Below are 20,133 nucleotides of genomic sequence, written 5' to 3'. Positions count from 1 at the left end.
CTCAGGACACAGGGATAATATATCCGACTGGCAACTTTTGGGCTAGCTTTACTGTTTCTGTGATTCATAACGGGCACGCCGGGCCCGTGGAACGCTCTGAAGAGGACTAAAAAACTAATTAGTCCTCTTCAGAGGACTTAAGTTATTAGACAGGGGTTTTAACCCCTGGCCGCTTTCAGAGGAAAGTTGACACGCCTTAGATTTTCCCAACTCCCTGTTATTCCGGGGCACGCGGTGCGATCGCCCCATATCCTTTAGCGTCGTCTACTACCGAAACCACCGCGCCGTGAAGGAGCTACGGGACGCGATCGCCCACCGCTACCAAAACTCGGTTGTCGCCTGTTTTGGCTAGGACGTGCAGAAGGCGATCGCCGTAAATTACTACCGCCGTAACCGGAACCTGTAGAACGAGTTCTAGCTGGCGAAGATGGCCGAGTAACTGGTCTATTGACTGAAGGCGATCGCAACCCTCCAGTTGTCCGCAAAGTTTGGCGGTTTTTGACCGCTGGAGGCGGCGCTTGGTAGCGAGTTTGATATCCTTGAACAGCTTGGCGATAGGTGCTACCATAACCGCCGTATCCTGTCATAATCCCCCCTGGCTGATAAACGGGAGGAACATAGTAACGCGGGGTAAATAACAAACTACCTAAAGCTTGACCCGCTAGCGCTCCTGCAAACGGGGCCCAGAAATTAGATTGTTGCCTAACTACAACAGTTTCAGTCTGACCCGTTTGAGGATTACTCACAGTTTCAGTGACATTATGGACGTATTCAATTTTGAAGTCTTCTGTCAAGTGCAAACTCGGCTGATTGCCCTCTATACTGAGATAACTTTTCTTACCACCACTAATTTCTTCATCAGTTAGCCGGGCCATTTGTAAATCTGTTGTCCGATAAACAGAAGAACTTCCTGGCGGCGTATTGAGCAGCATTAAGGTATATTCTCCATCGGCATCATTGTAGGTAGCTTGCTGTACAGGATATTGACCCTGAGCTAAGCGATTGATCGCCGAATTACCATTTCGATTAGCATTGGGCGAAGCAGTAGCGTTAACGTTCTGATTCGCATTGCGCGTTGGAGTAGAAGAACCGCAGCCTATAGTAGTCAAACATAAGCTCACAGCCATTAAAAAAATTGTTAACTTACGCAGCATAATTTGTATTTGTTAATTGTTGGTTGTTAGTTGTTAGTTGTTGGTTGTTGGTTGTTGGTTGTTAGTTGTTGGTTGCTAATTGCTAATTGCTAATTGCTAATTGCCCATCTTTCCATCTCCCCATCTCCCCATCTCCCCTGCTCCCCTGCTCCCCTGCTCCCCTGCTCCCCATCTCCCTACAAGGGAATTAATTCCGGGAAATTCATTAGAACTTGATCGTCTGTCAATTCATCTCCAAACTGTGCTGGAGAGAAGTGAACTTGGATAGCTCGGAGCTTTTCTTGATAGTGCAAGTTAATCAATGCTTTTAAACCATTTTTCAGAGCACTCATGTTAGCTAAATCATTTTCTAGGGTAGGTATTTCACCCTCATAAGCGACTGTAATAATTACAATCAAATTTTTCGTTACTGGCAACGACAAAGGAGAATCTTTACTTTGATTGTATCCGCTAAAGTCTGGTTCGCTCAGGTAGCGTTGAGCAGAATCAGTAAACAATTCATCTACATAGTCAGCAGCTTGGCTTTCATCCCAGAAAACATCGCCTTCGTTGGCGGCAGAGCGCCAGTATGTATCATATTGTAATAGCTGAGTGCAAATTTCTACCAGTCCTTGCCCTAAAATTTCTAAGTCACCTTCGGCATCAATTGCTTGTCTTGCCGTGCGGTTAACAACTCCTAATAGCGGTGCGACTTCTTCGCCTTCTAGATGGACGAATAAGCGACAAACTACCAGCCGAGTTTGACCTGTCATTTGATTAAAGCGATCGCGCCAAGAATTCATAAACCTTTCCAAAATGGAAACCCATCCCCTAAAGGGGTGGGAGGAATTTTTGCGGCTGTCTTCCGCCGTGAATCGTTTTTTTCCATTACCGCCTTGGGGCTGTTTAGTTCGGTGTGATGAAAGTGATGTACTTTCGATGGGACAATTACCATCTCAAACCTCACAACCCTGTACGCTACGCATAATGATTTGCTCTTTCGAGCCTCCCTTGCGGGGTAAAGTTAGCTTCGCCAATGTTTTGAGAGCTTGTTCAGCTTGCAGCACTGTTTCAGTGACCTTAAAACTGTTTAACTGCAAACGACAGGGCAGGGGACTAGCTACGCATCCGCCTGGTGTCTTGACTCAAAAAACGTAGACCTCGAAAGTCTTAGGCTGGTCAGTATGGCTTGTTTTGACTTTCGTCTTGCAAGCCCATCCCCTTTAGGGGTGGGTTACTGACTACCCAGTATTTAGACTTTAGTTGTACTTAATTATACTATAACGGCGAGTTGAACAGTTGCCGTCTACCTTGAGATTGATCTAAAAAGACAATACAAAAAACCTCCAGCCTTTAGAAACTGGAGGTTTCAGAGAAAATTGCCTGTTTTTTAGCCGGAGAGTAACTATTTTGCGATCGCAACTTCTTTTTCCACTGTGTCACTGCTGACAACTTCCTGTATAACTAAATCAAGTTCACCCCCAGGCGCTTCGGGGTGCTTATAAACCAGTTCATCTGCAAGGATCTCTTCTGAATCCTCAATATCGTCGAAAGAGTCAGTCATAGCAGCACAAGCAGCTTTAGCTTGTTGACCCGCACGACAACTCATATAGCCTGCCCCTAATCCCAGGATGCCAGCGATGCCTGTAAATGCGATCGCAGCTTTATTCCAAGGATTGATTTTATCAGACCCCGAAGCAGGAAACGTTGGCCCAGTAGTAGATTTAGAACCACCCAATTCACTGAATGGACAAGCTGCGGCGGAATTTGCCGCAGAGAAAGCGATCGCGCCTGATAGGGCAGTTGCAGAGATGATAGCTAATACTTGAAACTTTTTCATGAGGTTGTAGCTTTGTAAAGATAATTAAGACAATAATGGTAACAGGTCTTTTACAAATGTATCAACGTTTGCAATCGCTCCTAATTTTCTCGCTCCTCTCTGGCGATCAATAAGAGTGAATTGTTATTTTCTTCTGCCGCTTAGTGACAGCAGAGGGATATTGCAGAAGTCCGCTAAAAATTTCAGTCTCAATAAACTACAAATCAACCTCTACCAATTAGCAATTAGCAATTAGCAATTAGCAATTAGCAATTAGCAATTAGCAATTAGCAATTCAATTGTGTCCAGCCAAATTAGCCAGTACCGCCGCTAACAAAGCTGGTTCGACAGGTTTAGGAAAGTGCAACTGAAAGCCAGCCTGCATTGCCTGTCGTCGATCCTCATCCCTAGCGTAGGCCGTAAGTGCGATCGCAGGAATGTATCCCCCACGTTCGGCCTCCAACTGTCTGACTTTGCGAATTAACTGATAGCCATTCTCACCAGGCATTCCGATGTCGCTCACCAATAGATCCGGCCTCGCCTGTTCGATCGCTTCTAGAGCCAGTTTCGCAGAACTTACCGTCTTGACCACAGCCCCAAATTGCCCCAACACAGTAGCAATTAACTCGCAGGTATCCGCATCGTCATCAACTACCAGTATTCGCACCCCAGATAAAGGAGTGGGTATGCCGCGAATTACTGAGGGGGGAGTTGTAGGTGATTCGGCTGGTAGAGGTTCCAATGGGCGATCGCTCACTCCCTCTGCGATCGGTAGCTTGACAGTAAAAGTGGCTCCCTCACCTATCCCCCCGCTGGTAGCCTTAACAGTTCCGCCATGCAGTTCAGTCAAATAGTGGGCGATCGTTAGTCCCAATCCCAGTCCGCCATGAGGTCTAGTAATCGACCCGTCCGCTTGCCGGAAACCTTCAAAAACCTGGGGTAAAAACTCAGGGGCGATACCAATACCAGTATCCTTGACACAAATCAACGCATACTGCAATTTCCGATTTTGCTTTTCCCCAATACCTCCAGGGATCAAACCAGAAGATTTTGGATTGCCTAAGTGCCAGTCGCTACCCCCCCATCCCCAATCTCGATCCAGTCGCACTTTTACCCTACCTCCGACAGGTGTAAACTTGATGGCGTTGGAAAGTAAATTCCCGACAACTTGGTGCAAGCGATCCGCATCGCCCAAAACTGCGATCGTAGGATCGGCCTGTAAAAACTCGATGGCAATATTTTTAGCCTGAGCTGCTGCTAAATGGGTATCGACTGCTTCCTGAATAATTGGCACTAGGTTTAGAGGTTCTACCTGAAGGCGAATTTTACCGCGAATGATCCGGGAGACATCCAGAATGTCATCGATCAGTTTCGCCTGCTGCTTGGCGTTGCGCTCAATTGTCTCCAACGCCTTATTTACCTTCGTTTCATTCATTTTGCGGTTGCGAAGAATTTGCGCCCATCCCAAGATCGAATTTAGTGGCGTGCGGAGTTCGTGGGAAACCATCGCTAAAAACTCATCCTTAATCCGGTTAGCAGCTTCCGCCTGCTGGCGGGCAATCTGTTCGGCCTCGTACAAATTAGCGCGATCGATCGCCATTGCCACGCGATCGCCTGCTAACTGTAGCAACTGCAAATCTTCAGAACTGAATTGCCGCACCTCCACAGTCCCAACATGAACGACCCCCAAGACTCTACCTTCCACCAGTAAGGGTACACCCATCAACGACTGAATCTGGCGCTCTTGCAGTAGGGGACTATAAGCTTGAGTATAAGCGTCGCGCTCGATCGATAGCGGTTGGCAATCCGCTGCAATTCGTCCCGCCAAGCCAAGGCCCAGGGGGATACGGACGAAACGATCTATTTCTGCCTCCAACCCTTTAGCTGCCTTCAGCGAGAGAGTATCGTCAGTATCCACCAGCAAGATCGCCGCTGTATCCACGCGCAGAATTTCGCTAAGCCGATCTAGCAACTCCGAAAGTAAGTCATCGATCGCCAGGGGAGCGATCGCAGCATCCGTCACCATTTGCAGACCGTGTACCCGCTCGGCAGATAGCTCCGCCAAGGCCCGCGCCGCCTGTTCTCGCTCCAAAAGCAGCGATCGCTCTGTTTCCGCCTGCTTTTGATCGTCAATATCAGTACAGGTTCCAAACCATTTCACAATTTGACCCCCTTTGTCCCGCAACGGCAAAGCCCGACCCAAATGCCAGCGGTAGCTTCCGTCTGACCCCCGCTGGAAGCGATACTCGATTTCGTAATTTTCCCCCGTTGCCACTGCGTGGTTCCAAGCCTCCAAACAAGGCTGTAAATCCTCTGGGTGCAGTATTCTCTGCCATGCCCACCCTTGTGTTTCCTCTAAAGTTTTTCCCGTGTAGTCGAACCAACGCTGGTTGTAGTAATCTAGATAGCCGTCTGGCCTAGCTGTCCAGACGATCTGGGGAATAGTTTCGGCTAAAAACCGATAATTCCGCTCGTTAGCCTCAGCTTCGGCCCGTGCTGCTTGCTCCTGCTCTAAAAATTGGTCGCGTTCAGCTTCAGTCAGTTGGCGTTCTATAGTTTCAGCCAAAATGTTCGCTACAGCTTGAAAGAAATTAATATCATCTTTAGTAAATTTTCGTTGCTCCTTAGTGTGTGCGCCTAGAACGCCCCAAGGTCGGTTTCGGCCACTAATAATGACGCTCATACCTGAAATTACCTGATGTTCCAGCAGCAATGGCGGGCCGCTGAACCGCGTTTCGGTACGCAAGTCGGTAACGATCGCAGGTTCAGAGGAAAAGAGGGTGTAACCAGCCTGAGAATCTAGATCTGCACCTATAATGGCGTTACCTACGAGTCCTTCACGCCAACCGATACCCGCCCGTAGTAGCAAGGCGCGGCTGTCGGGAAGCAGTTCCAAAAGTTTGCAGTATTCTACTTCTAGAGTGTGGGCAACGAGGATAACAGTTTCATCCATGAGGGCAGAAAGCTCTGTATCCGCAAGCGCTTGTTGACCCAGCATCGCGATCGCTTCTTGCTGCCGGTTGCGATTTCTGACTTCTTTTAGGCTAAGGAGCAGCGTTTTTTCTGCTTTCTGGCGGCTGGCGTTGAGGCAACTGATGAATGCGGCTACGGTGACGAAAGAGCTCAATAACAGGATGTCGCCAAAACCTGTAAAGTGCAGCGAATTGAGCGGCTCTAGAAAATAGTAGTTAATGACCAGGGTACAGACGACTGCGGCTACTAAGCCAGGCCCAAAACCACCGTACCCAGAACTCAACACTACGGCTGCAAAAAATAATGGCGTAGGGGTGGAGTCTAGTAGCGGTTTGAGCAACAGTGTGAGCATGAGCGCGATCGCCACTGCTAAGATCGCGACCCCGTAGCGCAAAAAGTGGGAAGGCTTCACTATCAAGTTATTCCACCTATGAGGCCAATGCAGGGAAAGCATTTTTTAATGATGAGACGTAAGTTGCGCCTATAATTTAGGCAGCAATGTGATTTTATCTAAACATATCCAAGAGTATTGTGATTTGGGTGCGGTTAACTCGAATTTTCACCCTCCGCAGGACTCTGTACAAGTTTATCTGACTTTGGAGCTGGGCGAGCTTTTCCCTTAAAAGTCAGGGAAGTGTCAAAATTACCTGATATTAGGGTTGAAGGTAGCCGCAACCCAATCTAAAATCTAAAATCTAAAGTCTAAAATCTAAAATCTAAAAATCTAAAATAATCATGATTCAACTGGCAGCACGAGTGGGCGAAGTTCCTCCTTCTTTAACTTTGGCGATCGCAGCTAAGGCTAAGGCAATGAAGGCTCAGGGGATTGATGTTTGTAGCTTCAGCGCTGGGGAACCGGATTTTGATACACCCGATCGCATCAAAGCGGCGGCTAAACTTGCTTTAGACTCTGGCTTAACTAAATACGGCCCTGCTGCTGGAGAACCGAAACTCAGAGAAGCGATCGCTCGCAAACTACGCGAGGAGAATCATCTCTCTTACCAAGCTGAAAATATTATTGTTACCAATGGCGGCAAACATTCTCTCTACAACTTAATGATGGCGCTGATCGATCGGGGAGATGAGGTAATTATTCCATCTCCCTACTGGTTAAGCTATCCAGAAATGGTAAAACTCGCTAGTGGTAAGCCTGTAATTGTTCCGACTGATGCTTCTACGGGCTATAAAATCACACCCGAACAACTGCGTCAAGCTATTACTGACCGCACGAAGTTATTTATCCTCAATTCTCCTTCTAATCCGACGGGAATGGTGTATTCACCTGCGGAAATTAAAGCTCTGGCAGAGGTTGTAGTTGAGCGAGATATCTTAGTTGTTTCTGATGAAATTTACGAAAAAATTATCTATGATGGAGCCGAACACGCTAGCATCGGTTCTTTTGGCAAAGAAATCTTTGAGAGAACAATTATTAGCAGTGGCTTTGCTAAAGCTTATTCAATGACCGGCTGGCGCATTGGTTATTTGGCAGGGCCTCTAGCATTAATTAAAGCAGCAATCACTGTTCAAGGACACAGTACATCGAATGTTTGTACTTTCGCACAATACGGCGCGATTGCTGCTTTTGAAGGCGAACAAGACTGTGTTGAAAAAATGCGTCTCGCTTTTGCACAAAGGCGACAGGTAATGTTTGATTTACTCAATGCCATACCTGGAATTAGTTGCGCTAAACCTGATGGCGCTTTTTATATGTTTGTCAATATTGCCAAAACTGGCATGACTTCCTTGGAATTCTGCGATGCTTTGCTAGAACAGCAGCAAATTGCGGTAATTCCGGGTATTGCTTTTGGCGCTGATGACCACATTCGCTTATCGTATGCGACTGATTTAGCTACAATTGAAAAAGGAATGGAAAGGTTAGATAAATTTGTCCGGCAAGTTATGCCTTTGTAAACTAAACTGTTAGCTTGGTAGTTGGTTGTCAGTTAGTTAGTAGGGTGGGCGCTCGCCTCAACCATCTATCGATGAAAGTAACAAGCTTCAAGTGCGAGCGCCCACCAAACCCGCTTAGCAATTAGCAATTAGCAATTACCAATTAGCAATTAGCAATTAGCAATTAGCCATTAGCAATTACCAATTACCAATTACCAATTACTAATTATCAATTAGCAATAGCTACCGCGAGATTACTTGGTATACAGATAGTCGGCATCTCAATAATAAACTGCGTTCCCTGCTCTGGCGTAGAAAAACACTGCAATTGACCGCAGTGTTTTTCTAGTAGGATTTTTCGGCTGATTGACAATCCCATACCTGTACCTTTTCCAATTGGCTTAGTAGTAAAAAATGGAGTAAAAAGTTTAGAGCGAACTTTCTCATTCATGCCAATACCATTATCAGCAATTGTTACCCGAATACCTGAATCAAAGCTAGTATTTTCATGGGAACTACCCGCTACAACTTCGGTACGAATCAAAATTTGGGGGTTAAAAACTGCACCCTCTTCTCCACTTCCTCGCTCTTCTAAAGCATCTATAGCATTAGCTAAAAGGTTCATAAACACCTGATTGAGCTGACCCGCATAACAGGTCACAAGCGGTAATACACCATAGTCTTTAATTACATTAATAGCAGGACGATCTGGCTTAGCCTTGAGTCGGTGCTGTAAAATCATCAAAGTGCTATTAATCCCTTCGTGGATATCCACTGATTTGATTTCCGTTTCATCCAATCGCGAAAAATTTCGTAGAGATTTTACAATATTGCGAATGCGTTCGATCCCTAACTGCATGGAAGAGAGCAGTTTTGGTAAATCTTCTATGATAAATGGCAACTCTGCGTCTTCTATTTCCTTGAGAATTTCTGCTTCTGGTTGCGGGTAATACCGCTGATAGAGATTCAACAGATAGATGAGTTCTTTGATATAGTCATTGGCATAGGAGAGATTGCCGTAAATAAAGTTAACTGGATTGTTAATTTCATGAGCGACACCTGCAACTAATTGACCGAGACTAGACATTTTTTCACTTTGAACTAGCTGGAGTTGTGTTTCTTGCAGTTCTTTGACAAAATGCTCTAAGGTGAGAGCTTTTTGGTGTTCTTTTTCTTCACTGATACGAAGTGCTTGCTCTACTTGTTCGCGCCGCTCTATTTCCGACTGCAATTTCTGACCTAGAGAAAAACTTCTCAAAGCTGTTAGCACTGTAGTATATAGCTTTGATGTCGTTAACTCAGTTTTAGTTTTATAGTCATTAATATCATAATTGATAATAATGCTTTTTTCGGGAACTTGTCCGGGTTGACCTGTGCGTAAAATAATTCGCACCAAATGATTGCCTAACACTTCTCGAACATATTTAACAAACTCTAAGCCAGCATCATCTGTTTCCATAATTACGTCAAGCAGAATGATGGCAACATCAGGATATTCGTGGATTAACTGTTTCGCTTCCTTCGCGGAATAAGCGCTAATAAACTTTAAAGATTTATTTTCAAAAACAAACTTTCTTAAGGCAATATCGGTAGCTGTGTGAACTTGAGCCTCATCATCTACAATCAAAATTTTCCAGCTTTCAGTCGGGGTAACTTCAGCTACTTCATCGGCAAAAAATAACTCTTCATCTGAGTTAACTTCTTCAGCAAAAAGCACTTTTTCAGAAGAACCTTCAGTTAAAAAGCTATAAATATTTTTGTCCATTGCTGCTCACCTTTATGAATTACTGATGTTTTGAGTTGATCGACTAAGGTTTTGAATCAATTTGCAGAGGTAGCTTAATAATAAATTTTGTTCCTCCTCCCACCTCACTTTTACATTCTATTTCACCCCGAAGTTTTTGGGTAACTAAATTGTAGACAATATGCAATCCCAATCCGCTACCACCCTGACCCCGTTTGGTAGTAAAGAAAGGCTCGAAAATTTTAGTTAAATTTTCTGGAGGAATGCCTTGACCATCATCGGAATATTCAAAGCTAAGTCGATCGCCATCTTGCTGCCAATTAAAAACGAGCTGACCAGATTCGCCAGGTTCGTAAGCATGAATCAAAGAGTTCATCAGCAAATTGGTGGCAACTTGGGATAAAGCACCTGGATAAGAATCGATGGCAATTTGGGGGTCTCCATTAAGTTTGAGCGAATGTTTGCTATTTCTTAATTTGGGTTTTAATTGGATTAAAATTTCATCCAGATAATCTCTTACCCGAAAAGTTCGGCGTTCTTCGCTAGAGCGATCGACTGCCACTTCTTTAAAGCTCTGAATCAGTGCTGCCGCCTGATTTAGATTAGTTAGAAGTGTATTACTACTCTGGAGCGCTATATCTAAAAATTCTTCTAGCTCGGAGCGCTTCATTTTGCCACTATTATAAATAGATGCAAATTCTGTGGTATGTTCTGCTAAAGCTGAAGCAACAGTGACACCAACTCCGACGGGAGTATTAATTTCATGGGCAACGCCAGCGACTAATCCTCCCAGAGATGCCATTTTTTCTGATTCCACGAGTTTACTTTGGGTTGCTTTTAAAGCATCCAGCGTGTTGGATAATTCTTGAGTGCGATCGCCTACTAACTGCTCTAAGTTTTGATTGAACTCCTGTAAGTTATTGTAGAGCTGGGCATTTTCAATGGAAATAGCTATTTGGGCTGATAACAATTTTAACAGTTCTAGCCGATCTGTAGTAAAAGCTCCTTCTGTCAAGTTATTTTCCAGGTAAAGAATGCCTGTCAGCTTGCCTTGGTGTACCAGGGGAGTGCAGAGAATCGATTTCGGTTGAGTGGCGGCAATATAAGGATCGCGGGTAAATTGTCCCTCTTGAGTAGCGTTATTTAAAACTACATTTTCCTGGGTGCGGATGACATAGTTAGCGATCGCACTTGCTAGTTTGGGTATTTCCTCAGAATCAGCTTTTGCATTCAGGGGAAGCGATCGCAACACGCTCACTTCATCTTTCTTAACAGAACCTTCAGCCTCAATCGCCCAGTTTCCCGCTTTTTCTAAAATCAAAAAGCCTTTTTCAGCGCCAGCATTTTCGATCGCGATTTTCATCAACCTTTCCAGCAACTTACTCAAAACGATTTCACCTGAAATCGCTTGAGAAGCTTTCATGACTGTGGCTAAATCTAGCGTATCTCCCAAATTAGTGCTAGTAGTAGTAGGCACAGTAGTTTTTCGGTTAGCTTTTGTTTGAGTTATTGTCTTGGCTGATGTTCTAGATAGGAATTGGGGATATTTCTTTTCTAAATCCTCAACTTTAGCTATAGCGCCCCAGAGTTGGTAGCTATAATGAGCATTTTGCATATAAACTTGGGCGATCGTTTCTTTCCCCCATGACAAGTAAAATTTAGCTGCCAGTTCGTAAGCAAGTGCTTCTTCATGAATGTATTTGTTTTCCTTAGCAAGGGAAATAGCTTTGTCATACATTTCCATTGCCTCTACTTTTTCACCTAAAACCCGATACCATTCTGCTTCTACTAAATAGAATTTGTGCAGATAATTCATTGGAGCATGATGCGCCCATTTATCCATTTTTTCTTGATTAGCTTGTACTCTGTCAAGAATGCCCTGCTGCTCTGACTGTGGAGTATCAGAATACACCGCCAACCACACCAAAGAATCGTAAAAATGGAAAACGGGAACAAGGGGCAATCCTAATAGAACGTCTAAATACTTTTCTGCTATAGTACTATGCTCAATGGCTTCTGAGTAATTTTCAAACCAATAACTCAGTAAAAATTTATTCCAATATATGTAGGCAACTCCCGTTTTGTCATTTGCTTGCTGGTGCAATAGCAACTTGATCTCCTCATCGCAGGCTTCACCCTTTAGAAGCGATGGATTTTCACTTTTTCCGAGCAAATTTAAGGTAGCCTGTCGATAGGTTTCTATATAATTAAGCGCTGTTTGTTGCTTGATTTGATGAGCAGCGTCTCTGTAAGTTGCCATCTCTCTTTCAAGGACAGTCAGTTCTTTGCCGGTAAAGTAAGCGAAATAGGAGTACATCATTAGACCAAAGGCAGCCCATTCTAAATCTCCCGTCTCCATTCCGCTAGAGTAAACTGATAACAAAGGCTCTAAGGTTTCTTTCAAATGCTCTTTCCAATGTCGGATAAATATATTTACTACGAGAACTGTCTTGGCTTTGATTTCGGGAGCATTTAACTTTGACAATAGATTTACAGCCAATTGACCAAACTGATAGCCTGAATCAATATCTCCCACAACTCCGCAAAGCAGAAGACCATAATTGGCATAAGCAAAGGGAGACACAGAAGCATTACCATATTGGACAGATAAATCTACTTGTTTGCATACCGTCAAGGGCAACAGTTCTGGGGCGGCAATATATGTAGCAGCAAAGATACTTGATAAAAGTCTCATGGCTGCTAGTTTATAGGGATCGCTCATTTGAGGTAGGTCGATTAATTCCTCAATTCGCTTCCCATTCAAAATTACCGCAGTTTCCCCTAGTGCCTGCTCAACATCTGACGGTTTCGGCGCTTGGGGAAACTCTACTCCTAACAGCTTTACAGCCTGTAACGCTGTATTAACTGCATCAATTAGCTTGTTCTGCGACACATAAGCTTGCATCTGGACTTCATATACTTTCACTTTGTCCAGTAGCGTTTTGGCATGGTTTTGTACTATCTCAACGAATCTCTTCATTTGGTCAAAATCACCACTCAGAAATGCTGCCTCTGCTGCTTCGGTATGTAGTGCTAATGTCAGTTCGTAATCATGAGTCCAGCTATCTTTTACTAGCAGTTCCAAACCTGCTTGCAAATATTCGGTAGCGGCAGCATAAGCCGTTGCTGCTTTGGCTTTCTGACCTGCTGTTAAATTAAGTTTTGCAATTTCAGTTTGTTCGGATTTGTCACTAACCCCTTCAATTCCTAAATTCAGATGATCGACGATCGCAAATATTTCTTCCGTTCGCATATCGGTTGATATATTTTGCCAAAGCAGGCGACCAATTTGCAAATGGACTATTTTTTTAGAAGTTTTCTCAATCAGAGTATAAGCTGCTTGTTGCACGCGATCGTGCAAAAACTTATAATTAGTAATGACTAGAGGAGAGTTAACAATTTCTTTTTCTGTTACGCCTAATTCAGAAGTGGCTAAAATTAATCCATCTTGGATGGCGGGAAATAGCTCTTGAAACGTTTCGGTCGTAGATTTTTCGTTGACTATAGAGATAGTATTTAAGTCAAAACTATTACCAACACAAGCGGCCAACCGTAAAACCTGCTGAGTTAAATTTGGCATCTTTCTCAATTTACCGACCATCAACTCAACGACGTTATCGGTAATCCCTACTGCTTCAATTTCTGAAATATTCCAATCCCAGCTTCTTTGCAATAAATTGAAATTCAGGAGGTTTTCTTCATAGAGAGTTCTGAGGAACTGATTGACAAAAAAAGGATTGCCTTGAGTTTTACCAACGACTAACTCAGCTAGGGGCATGATTGAGCCTCTATCCATACGCACAGTATCAGCAATCAATTTAGCGATATGTTCGATATCTAATGCAGTTAAGATAATTTGGTTAATAGTCGCGCCTTGGTTTTGCAGCCCCTCCAAAGTCATTATCAAGGGATGTGTGGGGTTAACTTCGTTATCTCGATAAGCACCAATTAAAAATAAATATTTCGTTTCCTCATCTGCCATCATTACTTGTAGCAGTTTCAAGGTAGCAGAATCCGCCCATTGTAAATCGTCCAGAAATATGACTAAAGGATGCTCGACTGAACAAAATACCCTAATGAATTTTTGAAAGACTAAATTAAAGCGGTTTTGTGCTTCTGTAGCCCCTAATTCTTGCACTGGTTGCTGTTGGCCAACGATAAGTTCTACGTCGGGAATGACATCTATAACGATCTGACCGTTATCACCAAAAGCGGCTAAAAGTTTTTCTTTCCAGGCGGCTAGTTGCGTTTCGCTCTCAGTTAATAGTTGCTTGACTAATGACTGAAAAGCTTTAACAATAGCTGAGTAAGGGATATTGCGTTGAAATTGGTCGAATTTACCAGCAATAAAATAACCTCTAGCCTTAGTAATTGGTTTATAAACTTCTTGCACTAAGGCGGATTTACCAATGCCAGAGTAACCCGATACTAACATGATTTCTGTCGTGCCATTGCTGACGCGATCGAAGGCTGACAATAAGGTTTCAACTTCTCGTTCTCTCCCATAGAGTTTTTGGGGTATTTGAAACTTATCGGTAATATCTTTTTGCGCGATCGCGAAATCTGCAATTTCTCCTTTTGTCTGTAATTGAGTCAGGCATTCCTCTAAGTCAGCGATGATTCCCCAAGCACTTTGATATCTCGCTTCAGCCGTTTTTGCTAACAGCTTCATCACGATATCCGCAATCCCTTTAGGAATTGCTGTATTAATTTCATGTGGTGATACTACTTGTTTCGCGATGTGACAATGGACTAATTCCATTGCATCGCTGTAATCACAGGGCAGTTGCTCCGTTAGTAGTTCGTAAAAGGTAACTCCTAATGAGTAAAAATCAGTGCGGTAGTCTATGACGCGGTTCATTCTACCGGTTTGTTCCGGCGATATATAGGTAAGAGTTCCTTCTAAAATATTGGGGTTGTTAATACTAGGATTTTCGCGCGATAAGACAGAAGATATGCCAAAATCTATGATTTGGACTAGCCCTGTGATTGAGTTAATGATAATATTGCTGGGGTTGATATCTTTATGAATAATGTTATGTTGATGAATTTGACCTAAAGCTCTGGTTATTTTTATCGCTGTTGACAAAAACTCCTCTAAGGTAAATTTGTGAGAAGCCAACAAGAGTTTTAATGATTCTCCACCACAATCCTCAAAAATAATAACCAAACTGTTCTGGTATCTTTCTAAACTGTAGGTTTTAGGTACACTTTCTAGGTTGAGATTGCGCGTAATCTCGTATTCCTGCTTGTATCTAACTAATGAGGCTGGCATCGGATAATCTTGCTTGAGAAATTTGAGAATGATGGGTTGGTTGTCTTGCTTTCTCACTCCCCGACAAACTAAAGAATTATTACTTTCATGAATTTGGTCGGTAATCTCGTAACCAGCTAAGTTAATCATTCTTGCAGTCTCTTTTAAGTATTAATACACAAATTTTTTATGAAGCGTTAATTTGCAATTTATATGTATTTATAATAATTAGACTACTTTAGAATTTAAGCAAAAATAAAGGTTTTAAATAAAGTTATTTATTTTTAACATTTCTTTAAAAAGATAAGTAATGATTCATGTCGAGATTGCGAGCGCTCGAAAGCTTATTCGACAAACAGGTAAGAGACACTAAATGCCATCACCGTCGATGTTCATAAGGTGTCTTTACTATGGAGCATGAGCCCGATAAACTCTAATTAAGGCTTGGCGAACTTCATAGGTCGGTTGAGGTACTGTGTTCTAAATTAAGATTTAGCCCTACATAGATATCTCTGAAAAATAATCCGAGCTTAAATGGTTGCTTGGTCTGAAAAAATACTTAAGTTCGGTCGATGTCTAATAGAAAGATTGCGATCGCTCCCAAAAATCTTAAATCTATTTTTCTTCAATCTTCTAATAGTTATTTAGTCATCATTTCCTTGAGCGAATCCAGTCCTTTCTTGACTCGCCGAGAAACTGTCACTGCACTAATACCTAAACGTTCGGCTGTCTCTTTTTGCGTCAAATCGTAGAGGAAAACAAACTCCAAGATTTCGCGAGTCCGCTCTTCCAACTTAGCCAGAGCTTGCTGTAAACGAATTCGATCCTCTTGAGCTAACTGAAAACTGCGATAGCGATTATCTGGTACTAATTCTCCCAGACAAGTAGCACCTTCTTCTTCATCCTGTAGGGGAGCATCCAAACTCAGAGGGGAGCGATTGCGACAGGCTAATTTAATTTCTTGCCATTCTCCCACAGAGATATTCAGAGCTGTTGCTACTTCAATATCAGTAGGGTGGCGATTCAGCCGCACTTGCAAATCCTTGACTATCGAGGATGATTGACGTTCTAGAGTTAGCCAGTGGCGAGGTACGCGGACAGAAGGGCTTTTATCGCGCAAATAGTGCTGAATTTCACCTCGGATGTAGGGAATAGCAAAAGAACTAAAGGCATTGCCCTTTGACATATCAAACCGCTCAATAGCTCTAATTAAGCCAATAGAACCTACTTGTAGTAGATCGTCGTAGCTTTCAGTGCATTGGTGAAGCCAGTGGTGAACTTCTTTCCTCACCAGTCCGATGTTGAGTTTGACTAATTCGTTGCGTACTTCGTTTGAAGGAGCTTGTTGGTACTCCCGTAACAATTGTAAGCTTTCAGTTTTTAGGTCATTGTTAACTCTGGTAGACATGGTGAGGTTTGGGTTGGTAGAGTAGACCACTGATTGTGCTTGAGCTTCAGTATGGCAAATTTTGCTTAAACTGCTGCGATCGCGGCACCAAACAGAAGTGATCGAAGACACTTTAAAGGAAATATAGGATGCTTTGCGCTTTGGCTCTGTCAGGTTTTTTCCTGTAGTTTTTGCCCTTATCCTATATTTCCTTTAAGTGCGTATCTTACTTGATTATCGATGCGATCGCAAGACCCTATTTAAGTAGACTGAGCAAACTTTTTAACACCAGAAGTAAGCAACCGCTTTCGTAGGTTAGGGGCTAAGCCCCTTCTTCCTAAAAAAAGAGGGGCTAATTGCCCCTCCAAGTATCTCAAGCAGAGTCAGTAGAGAAAACTTAACCCCTGAAAACTAGAGGCTAAATCTTTCGCCTTAGTTTGGAGCGGGTAGCGCGATCGCTCATGACTCAGAAATGCAGTTAATTTCTTCAACAGTGACAAGCGATCGCCCACCTCTGCCAACCCCCCGAAATTAGGACTCGGAGGGTTCAATGCGAGCATAAAATAAACCGCGAATTTTGACTTCAAGGGATGGTCTAGCTCCCAAGTCAGTATCAGAAGGTTGTTCGCTCTCAAAAATCCCGCCAATTTCACCCGTGCTACCATTCACCTTAGCAACTTGCAGAGAAATTTTACCTGCTTTAGTTTGGGTGTCAGCCAACTTGACATTAGCGCGAGTGAGTTCGCCTTGTTCGCCTTTCCCTTGAAGAGCCACAGCATTGTCATAACCGGTAGACACGCCGCGACCTTTAGGATCTAGGAAACCAGCACTGCGGTAGGAGGGAACGTTAAAGGTTCCTTCCAAATCAGTAGAAGTATTGAGAGTAGCCGATCCTGGTTCGGACTTAGCAACTAGCTCTTTAATGGTAAACAGGAAAGGTACTTGTTCGCCGCCGGGAAGCTGAACAGTAATCGCTTGGAAATCTAAGCCGTCCTCTTCCTTGAAAGTCAGAGTACCGTCAGAACTAACCTTTAGCCTTCCTTGTACCTGATCGATGCTAGATGTAAACCGGGTCAGCAATTTACCAGGAATATATTCAGCCTCTTGTCGCTTATTAACGGGTTCTTCCTTAACAAAAAAACTCGTTGGCTGCAAACACAAACCAGCCACCGAATAGGTGCTATCTGAAGCCAAAGGAATTGACCCACGAGCGGTTTCTGGCAAACTAGGGCAGTTATTTGCCAAGCCAGTGCCTCTAATTTGGTCGTAGGTTAGTGCCTCACTACTAGCAACCGTCGGCCCTTCTGAGCAAGCTGTCAGTACACTCAAGCACAGAGCTAGGAGTGCAACAATTAAAGCGCGATACCTCATTGTCAACCTCAATATCCAACATCGGAATAATAAATGTAGAAAGCCCTACTCTGGGCAAGACGCTGTGCAGGCAGGGCAGGCTACGGCAACACAACCATCCAAAATACTCCGCTGCACTCGACTCAAATTTTGAGTAAGTGCGGTGAAGTTAAGCAATAACTTAAAATTTCTGAAAAGGTTCGGTTAATAGCCCAATACAGAATTGTACATGGCTTGTGCTCACATACTGACTTATGGTGGAAGTCAGGTTGTTCGCCAACTTGGTAGGCTAAGTTCATTATGGTAGCATCAACTGGTACAGTCGAGCATTGAGAAAAAAAAGTGGGTTAATGGCAGTTGACAAAATACCTAGAATTACCTATATTTCAAGCAGGTAATTCTAGGCAAAGCAATGGACAGACTAATTAGTATAGGCGAACTAGCGGAACTCAAAGCCGTCAGTGTAGACACCATCAGGCGTTGGGAGAACGAGGGAAAAATTAAATCAGTCAGAACCAATGGCGGACACAGGCGGTACAGGTTGGCTGACTTTGTAGAGCAAAAACTTGGTAAAACCCTTGCTTACGCCCGTGTTTCATCCCAAGATCAGAAACACGACCTTGATAGGCAAGACGCGGTGTTGTCTAGCTACTGTCAATCTAATGGCTGGAATTACGAGGTCATTAGAGACTTAGGTAGTGGCATGAATTATCGCAAAAAAGGTTTAAATAAACTACTCGCAGCTATTTTAGATGGTGATGTAGCGCGTCTTGTAATCACCCATAAAGATAGATTGCTTCGGTTCGGATCTGAACTTATTTTTGCTGTATGTGAGTACCACGATATTGAAGTAATCATACTAAACAAAAAAGAGGATGCAACCTTTGAAGAGGATTTAGCATCGGATGTTCTGGAAATTATCACAGTCTTTTCTGCTAGACTCTACGGCTCTCACTCAAGCAAGAATAAAAAACTTTTAGAAAAACTTGCAGAAGCTACGCAGCCGTGATACTATGCAGAAATAAAGCAAGATTCAATCAGGCTCTATAATCAGATGACACTTACATACTGCAAAGCAATCCCGACACCTATAGATGAGTTGAATGCCATAGGCAAAACTCAGCTAGAAATGTTTTTGGGCGCTTACGCACCAATATTCCACAAAGCAGTATGTGAAACCGTCAACTTTATGTTGTTGGGAGAAGGATTTAATAAGTCGCAATGGAACACACACCTACAAAAAACTTACGGGATTAGTAAACGTCATGCCAATGGTGTAATCTCATCGGCTAAGGGTGCTGTTGATAGTGCCGCATTGTGCCGCATTTCACATATAAAAACCTTGGAAGGCAAAGCTCAATCTTGCGAGAGTTGGCTGAAAAAAGCCGAGAAAAAACTCAGATTAGCTCGGAAATTTTACGCTAAAAAGAACTGGCAGAACAGTAAGACTGGCTGTGGATTCCCCTTATCTAGCTCCTTAAAGCATCGTCAAACTAATTGGCAAAATCTACGCTTTCAGATACACAACAAAAAACGCAAGCTGACCAAGTATCTACAAATATTAACCACTCTAAAGTCAATCCCTATCAAGGTTCGCGTCCCCAAGAATCAAGCCTTCGTCGTTGGCTCCAAAGATGAGTCTTATGGTAATCAGGTGTGTCAATGGGATGGTGACAACTTAAGGTTTAGAGTGCCAGTTTGTTTAGAATCTAAGTTTGGTAAAAATGTAGATTCTAAGATTGGAAACTTCCCTCGCAACATCAACCGATTACCAGCTACGGGTGCTAAAACTTGGCACTTCTACTACAAAGAGGATAAATGGTGTGTCGCTGTTAGCTTTACCCCATCAGAGATTAAGCAAGTATCACATTCCGTAAATTATGGATGTATTGGGATAGATCTGAATCCCGGCTCAATTGGTTGGGTTCATATTGATGCTGAAGGCAACTTGAAATCGCACGGTCAGATCCCATTGCAAACTGGTTTGCCAAACGGTAAACAACAGGATAAACTTGTTAAGGCTTGCCTAGAATTGTCGGCACTGGCTATCAAGTTTCAATGTCCAATAGTCTCTGAGGAATTAGACTTTGCAACCAAAAAAGAGCAACTTAGAGAGCGTGGCAATAAATACGCTCGGATGCTTTCAAGTTGGGCTTATTCTGAGTTTTTTAAGTTGTTAAATTCAATTCTTTCTAATAGGGGTGTTGAGCTTTCAACAGTCAATCCTGCTTATTCCAGCGTGATTGGCTTAGTCAAATATTTAAGAATGTATGGATTGGCTAGTGATGAATCGGCAGCGTTAGTGATTGCCCGTAGGGGAATGAGGTTATCGGAAAAAATACCAGGCTCTTTAACCGCCTTTGTTGAGGTGAAATCAACTAAGCACGTTTGGAGCCTGTGGAATCAACTGAATAAAAAAATCAAGCAATCTGGAATAATAACTAATAGACATAGTTACTATTCTAACTCTAACTGGGATTTCCTGGGCAACCTCAATATTGAGGAAGCGTAAGCGATAGGAAAGATTGCTTAAGAAACTTACACCGCTGAGTTTTGCTAGGTTTACCTAGATTTTCAAAAGCG

At 43.2% G+C, this 20,133-nt stretch carries 12 protein-coding genes; 3 read left to right on the top strand and 9 right to left on the bottom strand.

The annotated features are described in order from the left end of the window. Positions 1–254: 254 nt before the first annotated feature. The 4 genes from OSCIL6407_RS0124540 to OSCIL6407_RS0124520 form a co-directional block, all read right to left on the bottom strand. Positions 255–1,154, bottom strand: a complete 900-nt coding sequence (locus OSCIL6407_RS0124540; protein ID WP_007355907.1) for a hypothetical protein — start codon at positions 1,152–1,154, stop codon at positions 255–257. Positions 1,155–1,330: 176 nt separating this feature from the next. Continuing rightward, positions 1,331–1,936 (bottom strand): DUF1517 domain-containing protein, encoded by a 606-nt coding sequence (locus tag OSCIL6407_RS0124535; RefSeq protein ID WP_007354693.1) that lies wholly within the window; start codon positions 1,934–1,936, stop codon positions 1,331–1,333. Between the two features lie 602 nt (positions 1,937–2,538). After that, positions 2,539–2,973 carry a hypothetical protein gene (locus OSCIL6407_RS0124525; RefSeq protein ID WP_019487793.1) on the bottom strand — a complete coding sequence of 145 codons (435 nt, stop codon included), beginning with the start codon at positions 2,971–2,973 and terminating at the stop codon, positions 2,539–2,541. 274 nt (positions 2,974–3,247) lie between these two features. Then, positions 3,248–6,337: a GAF domain-containing protein gene (locus OSCIL6407_RS0124520; protein WP_019487792.1), complete on the bottom strand. Its 3,090-nt coding sequence runs from the start codon at positions 6,335–6,337 to the stop codon at positions 3,248–3,250. A gap of 323 nt (positions 6,338–6,660) precedes the next feature. Here OSCIL6407_RS0124520 and OSCIL6407_RS0124515 point away from each other — a divergent pair, with 323 nt between their 5' ends. Then, positions 6,661–7,836, top strand: a complete 1,176-nt coding sequence (locus OSCIL6407_RS0124515; RefSeq protein WP_007354120.1) for a pyridoxal phosphate-dependent aminotransferase — start codon at positions 6,661–6,663, stop codon at positions 7,834–7,836. A 208-nt stretch (positions 7,837–8,044) separates the two neighbouring features. Here the strand turns inward: OSCIL6407_RS0124515 and OSCIL6407_RS0124510 are convergent, their stop codons facing one another. From OSCIL6407_RS0124510 to psbO, 5 genes are all read right to left on the bottom strand, one after another. Beyond that, positions 8,045–9,580: an ATP-binding protein gene (locus OSCIL6407_RS0124510; protein WP_007354119.1), complete on the bottom strand. Its 1,536-nt coding sequence runs from the start codon at positions 9,578–9,580 to the stop codon at positions 8,045–8,047. Between the two features lie 43 nt (positions 9,581–9,623). Then, complete coding sequence (locus OSCIL6407_RS0124505; protein ID WP_007354118.1) at positions 9,624–14,963, bottom strand: trifunctional serine/threonine-protein kinase/ATP-binding protein/sensor histidine kinase; 5,340 nt, start codon at positions 14,961–14,963, stop codon at positions 9,624–9,626. Positions 14,964–15,453: 490 nt separating this feature from the next. Beyond that, the gene (locus OSCIL6407_RS0124500) at positions 15,454–16,221 is read right to left on the bottom strand and encodes an RNA polymerase sigma factor SigF (protein WP_026103848.1); all 768 of its coding nucleotides are present in this window, start codon (positions 16,219–16,221) and stop codon (positions 15,454–15,456) included. Positions 16,222–16,583: 362 nt separating this feature from the next. Beyond that, positions 16,584–16,760, bottom strand: coding sequence for a hypothetical protein (locus OSCIL6407_RS35595; protein WP_155523425.1), 177 nt, complete (start codon positions 16,758–16,760; stop codon positions 16,584–16,586). Continuing rightward, on the bottom strand, positions 16,732–17,571 hold the full coding sequence (gene psbO / locus OSCIL6407_RS0124495; protein ID WP_007354116.1) for a photosystem II manganese-stabilizing polypeptide: 840 nt from the start codon (positions 17,569–17,571) through the stop codon (positions 16,732–16,734). The genes OSCIL6407_RS35595 and psbO overlap by 29 nt, the downstream gene beginning before the upstream one ends. 391 nt (positions 17,572–17,962) lie before the next feature. Between psbO and OSCIL6407_RS0124490 the strand changes: the two genes are divergently transcribed. After that, entirely contained in the window at positions 17,963–18,559 is a 597-nt protein-coding gene (locus OSCIL6407_RS0124490) for an IS607 family transposase (RefSeq protein WP_007354115.1), read from the top strand. 45 nt (positions 18,560–18,604) lie between these two features. After that, on the top strand, positions 18,605–20,062 hold the full coding sequence (locus tag OSCIL6407_RS0124485) for an IS200/IS605 family element transposase accessory protein TnpB (RefSeq protein ID WP_007354114.1): 1,458 nt from the start codon (positions 18,605–18,607) through the stop codon (positions 20,060–20,062). The last annotated feature ends 71 nt before the right edge of the window (positions 20,063–20,133 follow it).

Source organism: Kamptonema formosum PCC 6407, from assembly GCF_000332155.1.
Lineage (GTDB): Bacteria > Cyanobacteriota > Cyanobacteriia > Cyanobacteriales > Microcoleaceae > Kamptonema > Kamptonema formosum.
Note: the sequence above shows the minus strand (reverse complement) of the source record. Positions and strands in the feature narration are given on the sequence as shown.